Origin of the sequence: Pseudomonas paracarnis (assembly GCF_904063055.1) — a bacterium.
Taxonomy (GTDB): domain Bacteria; phylum Pseudomonadota; class Gammaproteobacteria; order Pseudomonadales; family Pseudomonadaceae; genus Aquipseudomonas; species Aquipseudomonas paracarnis.
In genome coordinates this window covers 137,036-149,260 of sequence record NZ_CAJFCN010000005.1, presented here as the reverse complement: position 1 = coordinate 149,260, position 12,225 = coordinate 137,036, and the positions used below count along the sequence as shown (strand labels likewise).

General features: G+C 61.4%; 6 protein-coding genes and 1 pseudogene. All 7 read right to left on the bottom strand.

The features are described 5' to 3' along the window. Window positions 1-43 precede the first annotated feature (43 nt). A complete protein-coding gene (hemE, locus tag JMV15_RS12950) occupies window positions 44-1,111 on the bottom strand; it encodes a uroporphyrinogen decarboxylase (protein WP_038448562.1) in 1,068 nt (355 codons plus the stop codon). A gap of 223 nt (window positions 1,112-1,334) precedes the next feature. Further along, entirely contained in the window at window positions 1,335-2,753 is a 1,419-nt protein-coding gene (locus JMV15_RS12945; protein ID WP_003187920.1) for an FAD-dependent oxidoreductase, read from the bottom strand. A 32-nt stretch (window positions 2,754-2,785) separates the two neighbouring features. Continuing rightward, a complete protein-coding gene (gene gltB / locus JMV15_RS12940) occupies window positions 2,786-7,231 on the bottom strand; it encodes a glutamate synthase large subunit (RefSeq protein WP_019818335.1) in 4,446 nt (1,481 codons plus the stop codon). A 352-nt stretch (window positions 7,232-7,583) separates the two neighbouring features. Further along, window positions 7,584-9,158: an SPOR domain-containing protein gene (locus JMV15_RS12935; protein WP_014716583.1), complete on the bottom strand. Its 1,575-nt coding sequence runs from the start codon at window positions 9,156-9,158 to the stop codon at window positions 7,584-7,586. Window positions 9,159-9,167: 9 nt separating this feature from the next. Next, window positions 9,168-10,268 (bottom strand): 3-dehydroquinate synthase, encoded by a 1,101-nt coding sequence (aroB, locus tag JMV15_RS12930; RefSeq protein ID WP_014716582.1) that lies wholly within the window; start codon window positions 10,266-10,268, stop codon window positions 9,168-9,170. Window positions 10,269-10,394: 126 nt separating this feature from the next. Continuing rightward, on the bottom strand, window positions 10,395-10,913 hold the full coding sequence (gene aroK / locus JMV15_RS12925; protein ID WP_003187914.1) for a shikimate kinase AroK: 519 nt from the start codon (window positions 10,911-10,913) through the stop codon (window positions 10,395-10,397). A 4-nt stretch (window positions 10,914-10,917) separates the two neighbouring features. Further along, window positions 10,918-12,174 (bottom strand): annotated as a pseudogene (locus JMV15_RS12920) (type IV pilus secretin PilQ); the annotation flags it as partial. Window positions 12,175-12,225: the final 51 nt, after the last annotated feature.

The following is a 12,225-nucleotide window of genomic DNA, read 5'->3' as shown; positions in this document are numbered from 1 at the left end:
TGTTTACCCATGAAAAAGCCCGGCTTCAAGCCGGGCTTTTTCGTCATTCGTGATACTGCGCCGACAGTTCGTGCACTGCGCGCAAGAACGCACCCGCATGCTCCGGGTTCACTTCCGGGGTGATGCCATGGCCGAGGTTGAACACATGGCCGGTGCCTTTGCCGTAGCTGGCCAGGATGCGACCTACTTCGGTACGGATCGCTTCTGGCTTGGCGTACAGCACGGTCGGGTCCATGTTGCCTTGCAGGGCCACCTGGTTGCCGACGCGACGGCGCGCTTCGCCGAGGTCACAGGTCCAGTCCAGGCCCAGTGCATCGGCGCCCGCATCGGCGATGCTTTCCAGCCACAGGCCGCCGCCCTTGGTGAACATGATCACCGGCACTTTACGGCCTTCGTGTTCGCGGATCAGGCCGCTGACGATCTTGCGCATGTAGGCCAGGGAGAACTCCTGGTACGCCGCCGCCGACAGGTTGCCGCCCCAGGTGTCGAAAATCTGTACCGCTTGGGCGCCCGCCATGATCTGGCCGTTGAGGTAGGAGGTGACCGACTGCGCCAGCTTGTCCAGCAACAGGTGCATGGCTTGCGGGTTGTCGTAGAGCATGGCCTTGGTCTTGCGGAAGTCTTTCGACGAGCCGCCTTCGACCATGTAGGTGGCCAGGGTCCATGGGCTGCCAGAAAAGCCGATCAGCGGCACACGGCCGTTAAGCTCGCGGCGGATGGTGCTCACGGCGTCCATCACGTAGCCCAGGTCTTTGTGTGGATCAGGGATCGGCAGGGCTTCGATATCGGCCAGGGTGCTGACGACTTTCTTGAAGCGCGGGCCTTCGCCGGTTTCGAAGTACAGGCCTTGGCCCATGGCGTCGGGGATGGTGAGGATATCGGAGAAGAGGATGGCCGCGTCCAGTTGTGGGTAGCGGTCCAGCGGCTGCATCGTGACTTCGCAGGCGAACGCAGGATTCATGCACAGGCTCATGAAATCGCCCGCATTGGCGCGACTGGCGCGGTATTCCGGCAGGTAGCGACCGGCTTGACGCATCATCCACACCGGGGTGACGTCTACGGGTTGCTTGAGCAGGGCACGAAGGAAACGGTCGTTCTTGAGGGCAGTCATGTCGGCATCCGCAAAAAAAGTGCGGGCATTTTCTCAGAGCGCGACGCAAAAGGCACGGAATGCACCGTGCCTTTTGTCTATCGGGTCAATTTGTCGCGGCAATGCCGCCGCAGGATCGTTCCCACGCTCCGCGTGGGAACGCCTCCTGTGACGCTCCGCGTCATGCTGTTCGGGACGCGGAGCGTCCCTGGCGGCATTCCCACGCGGAGCGTGGGAATGATCATCAGACTTGGAGGTAGTCCAGGATGCCTTCGGCGGCGTTACGGCCTTCGAAGATCGCGGTGACCACCAGGTCCGACCCGCGCACCATGTCGCCACCGGCGAAGATCTTCGGGTTGCTGGTCTGGTGCTTGTACTGGCCTTGCTCCGGGGCGACGACGCGGCCCTGGCTGTCGGTCTGGATCTCGAACTGCTCGAACCACGGTGCCGGGCTTGGGCGGAAACCGAAGGCGATGACCACGGCGTCAGCCGGGATGATTTCTTCGGAACCCGGGATCGGCTCGGGGCTGCGACGGCCACGGGCATCCGGCTCGCCGAGACGGGTCTCGACCACCTTCACACCTTCGACGCGGTCTTCACCGACGATGGCGATCGGCTGGCGGTTGTAGAGGAATTTCACGCCTTCTTCCTTGGCGTTCTTCACCTCTTTGCGCGAGCCGGGCATGTTGGCTTCGTCACGGCGATACGCGCAGGTCACCGACTTGGCGCCCTGGCGGATCGAGGTGCGGTTGCAGTCCATCGCGGTGTCGCCACCGCCCAGCACCACGACCTTCTTGCCCTTCATATCGACGAAATCTTCCGGCGACTTTTCAAAGCCCAGGTTGCGGTTGACGTTGGCGATCAGGAAGTCGAGCGCGTCATACACGCCTGGCAAGTCCTCACCGGCAAAGCCGCCCTTCATGTAGGTGTAGGTGCCCATGCCCATGAACACCGCATCGTATTCGGCGAGCAGTTGCTCCATGGTGATGTCTTTGCCGATTTCGGTATTGAGACGGAACTCGATACCCATGCCGGTGAACACTTCACGACGGTGGCTCAGTACGGTTTTTTCCAGCTTGAACTCGGGAATGCCGAAGGTCAGCAAGCCACCGATTTCCGGGTTCTTGTCGAACACCACCGGGGTCACGCCGCCACGCACCAGCACGTCGGCACACCCCAGGCCAGCAGGGCCTGCGCCGATGATCGCGACGCGCTTGCCGGTCGGCTTGACCTTGGACATGTCCGGGCGCCAGCCCATGGCGAACGCGGTGTCGGTGATGTACTTCTCCACCGAACCGATGGTCACCGCGCCGAAGCCGTCGTTGAGGGTGCAGGCCCCTTCACACAGCCGGTCTTGCGGACACACCCGGCCGCAGACTTCCGGCAGGGTATTGGTCTGGTGAGACAGCTCGGCGGCGGCGAGGATGTTGCCCTCGGCCACCAGCTTGAGCCAGTTGGGAATGAAGTTGTGCACCGGGCACTTCCATTCGCAATACGGGTTACCGCAACCCAGGCAGCGATGGGCCTGGTCGGCCGAGTGCTGGGGTTTGAAGGGTTCGTAGATTTCCACGAACTCTTTCTTGCGTTGACGCAACAGTTTCTTCTTCGGATCTTTGCGCCCGACATCGATGAACTGGAAGTCGTTATTCAGACGTTCAGCCATGTTAAAACCTCATCAAACTGTTCAGGCGCATATCACTGCGGGTTGGCACGGATGCTGGAAAGCAACGATTTCAGGTTGGCAGCCTTGGGCTTGACCAGCCAGAAACGACGCAGGTAATCATCGAGGTTTTCGGCGAGGTTACGACCCCATTCGCTGCCGGTTTCCTCGACGTACTCGTCCAGCACGTGCTGCAAGTGGTTCCGGTAGGACTCCATGGCTTCGCCGCTGATGCGCTGGATCTCGACCAACTCGTGGTTGACCTTGTCGACGAAGGTGTTGTCCTGGTCGAGCACGTAGGCGAAACCGCCGGTCATGCCCGAACCGAAGTTGTAACCGGTCTTGCCCAGTACCGCGACAAAGCCTCCGGTCATGTACTCGCAGCAGTGATCGCCAGTACCTTCCACCACGGTGTGGGCACCGGAGTTACGCACGGCGAAACGCTCACCGGCGGTACCTGCGGCAAACAGCTTGCCACCGGTGGCGCCGTACAAGCAGGTGTTGCCGATGATGGCGCTGTCCTGGGTCTTGTACACGCTGCCAGCCGGCGGGACGATGACCAGCTTGCCGCCGGTCATGCCCTTGCCCACGTAGTCGTTGGCGTCGCCTTCCAGGTACATGTGCAGGCCGCCGGCGTTCCACACGCCGAAGCTTTGGCCCGCAGTGCCCTTGAAGCGGAAGGTGATCGGCGCTTTCGCCATGCCCTGGTTGCCGTGCTTGCGCGCGATTTCACCGGAAATGCGAGCACCGATGGAACGGTCGCAGTTGCAGATATCCAGCGCGAATTCGCCACCGCTGGCGTCGTTGATCGAGGAGCCGGCCATTTCGACCATTTTCTCGGCCAGCAAGCCTTTGTCGAACGGTGGGTTGCGGTCCACCTGGCAGAATTGTGGCTTGTCTGCCGGGATGTGATCGCTGCCCAACAGCGGGGTGAGGTCCAGATGTTGTTGCTTGGCGGTCTGGCCTTCGAGGATGTCCAACAGGTCGGTGCGACCGATCAGCTCTTCCAGCGAACGCACGCCCAATTTGGCCAGCCACTCACGGGTTTCTTCGGCGACGTAGGTGAAGAAATTCACCACCATGTCGACAGTGCCGATGTAGTGATCCTTGCGCAGTTTTTCGTTCTGAGTCGCTACGCCGGTAGCGCAGTTGTTCAGGTGGCAGATGCGCAGGTATTTGCAGCCCAGGGCGATCATTGGCGCGGTGCCGAAGCCGAAGCTTTCGGCGCCGAGGATCGCGGCCTTGATCACGTCGAGGCCGGTTTTCAGGCCGCCGTCGGTCTGTACTCGCACCTTGCCGCGCAGATCGTTGCCGCGCAGGGTCTGGTGGGTTTCGGCCAGGCCGAGTTCCCACGGCGCACCGGCGTACTTGATCGAGGTCAGCGGCGAAGCGCCGGTGCCGCCATCGTAGCCGGAGATGGTGATCAGGTCGGCATAGGCCTTGGCCACACCGGCGGCAATGGTGCCGACGCCGGCTTCTGCGACCAGTTTCACCGAGACCAGGGCCTGAGGGTTGACTTGTTTGAGGTCGAAGATCAGCTGCGACAAGTCTTCAATCGAGTAGATGTCATGGTGCGGCGGGGGCGAAATCAGGGTCACGCCCGGTACGGCGTAACGCAGTTTGGCGATCAGGCCGTTGACTTTGCCGCCTGGCAGTTGCCCACCCTCACCCGGCTTGGCGCCTTGGGCCACCTTGATCTGCAGCACTTCGGCGTTGACCAGGTACTCGGGGGTCACACCAAAGCGGCCGGTGGCCACCTGCTTGATTTTCGAGCTTTTGAGCGTGCCGTAGCGCGCCGGGTCTTCACCGCCTTCGCCGGAGTTGGAACGCGCACCCAGGCGGTTCATGGCTTCGGCCAGGGCTTCGTGAGCTTCCGGCGACAAGGCGCCCAGGGAAATACCGGCGGAGTCGAAGCGCTTGAGGATCGATTCCAGCGGCTCGACTTGGCTGATGTCCATCGGCGTGTCCAGGGTCTTCACCTTGAACAAGTCGCGGATCATCGACACCGGGCGGTTATCCACCAGGCTCGTGTATTCCTTGAACTTGGCGTAGTCACCCTGCTGTACAGCGGCTTGCAGAGTGTTGACCACGTCGGGGTTGTAGGCATGGTATTCGCCACCGTGCACGAACTTGAGCAGGCCACCTTGCTGGATCGGCTTGCGCGCGCTCCAGGCCTCCAAGGCCAGGGCTTTTTGCTCGGCTTCGATGTCGACGAAACGCGCACCCTTGATGCGGCTCGGTACGCCACGGAAGCTCAGCTCGCAGACTTCTTCGGACAGGCCGATGGCTTCGAACAACTGAGCGCCACGGTACGAGGTGACCGTAGAGATGCCCATCTTCGACAGGATCTTCAGCAGCCCCTTGGTAATGCCCTTGCGGTAGTTCTTGAACACCTCATAGAGGTCGCCCAGGACTTCACCGGTACGGATCAGGTCACCCAGCACTTCGTACGCGAGGAACGGGTACACCGCCGAGGCGCCGAAACCGATCAGCACCGCAAAGTGGTGCGGGTCGCGGGCGGTGGCGGTTTCCACGAGGATATTGGAGTCGCAGCGCAGGCCTTTTTCGGTCAGGCGATGGTGCACCGCGCCGGTCGCCAGGGACGCGTGGATCGGCAACTTGCCCGGCGCGATGTGGCGGTCGGTCAGTACGATCTGGGTACGGCCGGCGCGCACGGCTTCTTCAGCCTGGTCAGCAACGTTACGTACAGCCGCTTCAAGGCCCAGGCTCTCGTCGTAGTTCAGGTCGATGATCTGGCGGTCGAAGCCTGGACGCTCCAGGGTCATCAGCGAGCGCCATTTGGCCGGAGAAATGACCGGCGAGCTGAGGATCACGCGGGACGCATGCTCAGGCGATTCCTGGAAGATGTTGCGCTCGGCACCGAGGCACACTTCCAGGGACATCACGATGGCTTCGCGCAGCGGGTCGATCGGTGGGTTGGTCACCTGGGCGAACTGCTGGCGGAAATAGTCGTACGGCGTGCGCACGCGCTGGGACAGCACGGCCATTGGCGTGTCGTCACCCATGGAGCCTACGGCTTCGTAGCCTTGCTCACCGAGTGGGCGCAGCACCTGGTCGCGCTCTTCGAACGTGACCTGATACATCTTCATGTACTGCTTGAGCTGGTCGATGTCGTAGAAAGCCGAACCGTGGTCGTTGTCTTCCATGGTCGCCTGGATGCGCAGGGCGTTCTTGCGCAGCCATTGCTTGTACGGGTGACGCGACTTCAAACGGTTGTCGATGGCGTCGGTGTCGAGGATCTGTCCGGTTTCGGTGTCCACAGCCAGGATCTGGCCAGGGCCGACACGGCCTTTGGCAATCACGTCTTCAGGCTTGTAGTCCCACACGCCGATTTCCGAGGCGAGGGTGATGAAACCGTTGGTGGTGGTCACCCAACGCGCCGGGCGCAGGCCGTTACGGTCGAGCAGGCACACCGCATAGCGGCCGTCGGTCATGACCACGCCGGCCGGGCCGTCCCACGGTTCCATGTGCATCGAGTTGTACTCGTAGAACGCACGCAGGTCCGGGTCCATGGTCTCGACGTTCTGCCACGCTGGCGGAATGATCATGCGCACGCCACGGAACAGGTCGATGCCGCCGGTGACCATCAGTTCGAGCATGTTGTCCATGCTGGAGGAGTCGGAACCCACGCGATTGACCAGCGGGCCGAGCTCTTCGAGGTCCATCAAATCGTTGGCGAACTTGGTACGACGGGCCTGGGCCCAGTTGCGGTTGCCAGTGATGGTATTGATCTCGCCGTTGTGGGCGAGGAAGCGGAATGGCTGAGCCAGCGGCCATTTCGGCAAGGTGTTGGTGGAGAAGCGCTGGTGGAACACGCAGATTGCGGTTTGCAGGCGCTCATCGCTCAGGTCTGGATAGAAGGCGGTGAGGTCCGCCGGCATCATCAGGCCTTTATAAATGATGGTCTTGTGGGAAAAGCTGCAGATGTAATGGTCAGTGTCGGCGGCGTTGAGCACAGACGAACGACGACGGGAGGTGAACAGCTTGATCGCCATGTCCTGGTCGCTCAGGCCATCGCCTGCGATGAACACTTGTTCGATCTGCGGCAGGCGCTCCAGGGCCAGACGGCCGAGTACGCTGGTGTCGATGGGCACTTTGCGCCAGCCGACGATCTGCAGGCCGGCGGCAACGATCTCGCGGTTCATGTTCTCGCGAGCGGCCTCGGCTTTTACCGGGTCCTGGTTGAAAAACACCATGCCCACGGCGTACTGCTTGGGCAGTTCGACCGCAAATTGCTCTTTGGCGACAGCACGCAGGAACTGGTCGGGCTTTTGAATCAGCAAGCCACAGCCGTCACCGGTCTTGCCGTCGGCGTTGATCCCACCGCGGTGGGTCATGCAGGTCAGGGCCTCGATGGCCGTTTGCAAAAGGGTATGACTGGGTTCGCCCTGCATGTGGGCTATCAGGCCGAAACCGCAGTTATCCTTGAATTCATCGGGTTGGTACAGACCTGCTTTCATAGACACTTTCTCACCAGGCTGCCTCTTATATCGAGGCAAATTTCTTTTCAATTCAACCGGTTACCTTCCACGCCGAACGTACGCCGGCTTAGCGGGGGCAAAAGGGAGGTCATTGTACACACCGACACAGACGCTCACAAATTTAGCGACGAAATGTCGCAAATCTATGTCGCATTTATGAAAGGTTTAAAGCGATATGCTGTGCTAGTCAAAACTTTTTTAATTCTGACCGCTACGACTCAAAAGCCACTGTGACGCAGACACCACAAAGCGCGCGGTCTCGGAAGACTGCACGCACTTGCGGATTTTTTTGAGGTGCCGGGAGGGCGGCCTGGGTAAGGCCGCCGGATCTTCAGCGAGTTGCTGCCAGTTCTTGTTGAACGCTGGCAACAGTGCGAGGCCAAGGTTTACCAGCCTGAACCTTCGCTGGCAAGGCTTTGATAGCAGAATCGGCTGCGGCGCGGCTTGGGAAGCTGCCGTAGGTGATCACGTAGAGAGGCTTGCCGTTGAGCACTTTCTTGAAATAACGGTACTGGCCGCCCTGCTCTTTGACGAACGCCTGGGCGTTAGCTTCGGAGCTGGTGCCGAGGATCTGCACCACGAAATTGCCGGTAGGCTGGCTGCTGTACCAGCTGCTGCCGGCGGCACCGGCCTTGGCCACGGTGGCGGCTGGTTTTTCAGCAGGCTTGGCGGCTGGCGCTGGAGCCGGCGCTGGTTTTGCTACCGGTGCCGGCTTGGCGGTGGCAACGGTCGGCGCAGGCGTTGGCTTGGCCGCTGGCGCTACCGGTGTGACTGGCGCTACCGGAGTGGCTGGCGTGCCAGCCGGTACGCCCGCAGGTGGCGCGGTGGTGGTCACAGTCGGCGGCGTGGCGCTGGAGCCTTCCACCGGCACTCCGTCGTCGCCTTCGGAGATGCCACCGGCTTCTTCTGCCAGCGGGCCGCGCATCACCGGTTGGCCGACCATCGGCAGGTTGGTCGGTTGGCCGGAGTTGGCAAATTCGACGTTTGGCGTGGGCTTGCCCAATGGCAACTGCGCCTGCTCAGTTGGCGCGCCGGTGGTTGTCGGTGCCTTGTTGCGACCCGGGATCAACCAGGCGGCGGCTACAGCGACCACGACAACGGCGGAAATAGCCAATACGTGCTTCTTAGGCATAGTGAACCCCATCTTTGGACGCTTGACCGCAGAGCGGCTGGCAATCATGGCTTCGATCATCGCATCGCGGGCAACCTGGTTGATGTTTCCAGGCCAGCCATCGGAGCTTTCGTGAATATCAGAGATCTGCGCAGCGGTGAAAAGTTCGATACCCGCCCCGGCGCCTTCAAGGCGTTGTGCCAGGTATTCGCGGGTTTCTTCCTCTTCGTACGGCTGCAACTCGATGACGTGGAACAGCTCCTGCTCACCACTGATCTGCTCCAGATCGGCGATCAGCGACGACTCACCGAACAGGAACACATGCGGGCGACCTTCCGGCGTGCCCGCCGCGAGCGCCAGCAGCGCTTCGAGGGCGGATTCGTCGAGCTGCTCGGCGTCATCTACCAGCAGGTAGACTTCCTGGCCGGTCAGGCCCAACTGCACCACTTGCTTGAGAATCGCGTTCGGCTCGGCATTGGAGACGTCCAACGCCTGCGCTACCTGGCGCAATACGCCGGCCGCATCACCGGCACCGCGGGCCGATACCACCACGCTCTGCACCGATTGCTTGTTGGTGCTGGCCACCAGCGCCTGGCGCAGCAAGGTCTTGCCGCTGCCCAGAGGGCCGGTGACCACCAGCAGCAACTGGCTGTAGCGCGCGAGGTGATGCAACTGCCCCAGTACCGGCTTGCGCTGGGCGGGGAAGAATTTGAAACCCGGCACCCGTGGAGCAAAGGGGTCGTGGCTCAAGTGGTAATGGCCGAGGAACGCCTCGTCGGCATGCAAACTAGTCATCGGGTCTTATTAACCTTTGAGCTGGGCCAGGGCGCGGTAATCCGCTCCCAGCGTGGCCTGTAGAATCTCTTTTGGATAATCGTCGGTCACCACGGCTTCGCCGATGTGGCGCAGCAGTACCAGTCGAAGTCGACCGTCGATCACTTTCTTGTCTATCGCCATATGTTCAAGGAAATCCGCCTCGGTCATATCCGTGGGCGGAATAACCGGCAAACCGGCGCGCTGGAACAGGCGGATACCGCGATCACGCTCTTGGGCGCTGATCCAGCCCAGGCGCTGCGACATGTCCAATGCCATCACCGTGCCAGCCGCTACGGCTTCCCCATGCAACCACACACCATAGCCCATGTGCGTTTCGATCGCATGGCCGAAGGTGTGGCCCAGGTTCAGTGTGGCCCGCACACCGGACTCGCGCTCGTCGGCATTGACTACCAGCGCCTTGGCCGCGCATGAGCGGGAAATCGCCTCGGTAAGCGCCACCTGGTCGAGGCCGCGCAAGGCGTCCATGTGCTCTTCCAGCCAGGTCAGGAACGGCTCATCGCAGATCAGCCCGTACTTGATGACTTCCGCCAGGCCGGCCGACAGCTCACGCGGTGGCAGGGTGTTGAGGGTAGCAGTGTCGATCAGCACAGCTTGGGGCTGATAGAACGCGCCGACCATGTTCTTGCCCAGCGGGTGGTTGATACCGGTCTTGCCGCCCACCGACGAATCGACCTGGGACAGCAAGGTGGTCGGCACCTGGATAAAATCCACGCCGCGCTGGTAGCAGGCCGCGGCAAAACCGGCCATGTCGCCAATCACACCGCCGCCCAGGGCGACCACAGTGGTTCGACGGTCATGGCGTGCGGTCAGCAGGCCATCAAAGATCAGTTGCAGGGTTTCCCAGTTTTTGTGGGCCTCGCCGTCAGGCAACACCACGGAGATCACCGAGTACGCCGCCAGGCTGCGGCTCAAACGCTCAAGATACAGCGGCGCGACCGTTTCGTTGGAGATGATCGCCACCTGTCGGCCGGCAATATGCGGCGCAAGCAGTTCGGGCTGGTCCAACAGACCTGCGCCAATGTGGATCGGGTAGCTGCGCTCGCCTAGATCGACCTTAAGTGTCTGCATGTGTCCCCGCGTTGAAGATGTATTGACGACCGGCACTGTCGATATCTCGACACCGCCTAGTGGCTCTACGCCATACCTTACAGGGTGATGGCGCGCCGCCGAGAATAGCGCATTTCGGGCCAGGCTTTAACGGGGTGGCAACCGTTGCAAGCGCTCGAGGATGTCGAGCACGACCATCCGAGGTGGCCGCTCATCGGTTTCCACCACTAGATCGGCGATTTCCCGGTACAGCGGATCGCGCAGCGCCAGCAGGTCACGCAGGGTTTTGGCCGGGTCGGCAGTGCGCAACAACGGGCGATTGCGATCACGGGCGGTACGGCCCACCTGCTGCTCGACCGACGCGTGCAAATACACCACTCGACCACCGGCATGCAGCGCCCGACGGTTTTCATCGCGCATGACAGCGCCACCGCCGGTCGCCAATACCACGCCATCGCAGCCGCACAGCTCGGCAATCATCGCCTGCTCGCGGTCACGAAAGCCCAGCTCGCCTTCTTTATCGAAGATCCATGGGATATTGGCACCCGTGCGCAATTCAATTTCCTTGTCGGAATCTTTGAACGGCAGGCGCAGCTCTTTGGCCAGCAAACGGCCGATGGTGCTTTTTCCAGCCCCCATCGGCCCTACAAGAATCAAATTTCGCACAGAATCAACGACTCACAGCAATCGCCTGGTTATTCATGATACGCGGAGTCAGGAATACCAGCAGCTCGGATTTTTTCTCCGCCAGCACATCGCGCCGGAAAAGGCGGCCAAGATACGGCACATCGCCCAAAAATGGCACTTTATCTACCACTTTGCTCTGGGTGTTGGAGAAAACCCCGCCAATGACGATGGTCTCGCCATCCCTGACCAGAACCTTGGCGTTGACCTCGTTTTTCTTGATCGGCGGCACGTCATTGAGGCGATTCAGGTAGTCAGGCTCATCCTTGGTGACCTTGACCGCCATGATCACATGGTCGTCGGGGGTGATTTGCGGCGTGACTTCAAGCGACAGCGAAGCCTCTTTGAACGACACCGAGGTGGCGCCCTGGGAGGTGGATTCCTGGTAAGGAATCTCGGTGCCCTTGAGGATGCGTGCAGTCTCTTTGTCGGAGGTGACGACCTTGGGCTGCGAGACGATCTCACCGTTGCCGGTTTTTTCCATGGCGGTCAGCTCAAGGTCCAGCAACAGGTTGTCGGTGATATAGGCGATCCCCAGGCCCGAGGTTCCGGCCAGCGACCCCAAGTCGACAAAGGGTGAACTGGGTGGGTTTTGCGGCGGCTCGGCACCCTCCGCCGGCGGCTTGGCAATACCGCCAACGCCGCCGTTGCCGCGGGTGAGCCGCCCACCCCAGCGCACACCCAGGCTTTTGTCGTAGTCGACATTGGCCTCCACAATCCGCGCCTCGATCATGACCTGGCGTACCGGGATATCCAGCTGCGCCACGATGCGCCGCAGCTCTTCGAGCCGCTCGCCAGTCTGGTAGGCGATGATGTTGTTGGTGCGGTCATCCACCGCCACCGAACCGCGCTCATCGGTGGCGCCCTCAAAGCCGGTCACCGACTGAAACAGCTTGGCCAGGTCGGCGGCCTTGGCGTAATTGACCTGCAGCAGCTCCCGACGCAAGGGCGCCAGCTCGGCCATCTGCTTGCGCGACTCCAGCATCAACAGCTCTCGGGCAGCCAATTCATCGGCGGGCGCCACCAGCAGCACGCCCGCCTTGACTCGCTTGTCCAAGCCCTTGGTTTGCAGTACCAGGTCCAGAGCCTGGTCCCAGGGCACATCCTTGAGCCGCAGGGTGATCGAGCCCTGCACCTCATCGCTGGTCACCAGGTTGAGCCCGGCGACATCGGCGATTTGCTGCAATACCGCACGCAAGTCGATGTCTTGGAAATTCAGGGTCAGTTTGGCGCCTGTATAGCTGACCGGCGGGGCGCTGTCGGGCGGCGGCAGTTGGATAAGGTCCAGGCGATT

Excerpts from the sequence above, each read along its gene's own strand:
- hemE (WP_038448562.1), bottom strand. The coding sequence starts at position 1,111 with ATGACTGCCCTCAAGAACGACCGTTTCCTTCGTGCCCTGCTCAAGCAA.
- JMV15_RS12945 (WP_003187920.1), bottom strand. The coding sequence starts at position 2,753 with ATGGCTGAACGTCTGAATAACGACTTCCAGTTCATCGATGTCGGGCGC.
- gltB (WP_019818335.1), bottom strand. The coding sequence starts at position 7,231 with ATGAAAGCAGGTCTGTACCAACCCGATGAATTCAAGGATAACTGCGGT.
- JMV15_RS12935 (WP_014716583.1), bottom strand. The coding sequence starts at position 9,158 with ATGACTAGTTTGCATGCCGACGAGGCGTTCCTCGGCCATTACCACTTG.
- aroB (WP_014716582.1), bottom strand. The coding sequence starts at position 10,268 with ATGCAGACACTTAAGGTCGATCTAGGCGAGCGCAGCTACCCGATCCAC.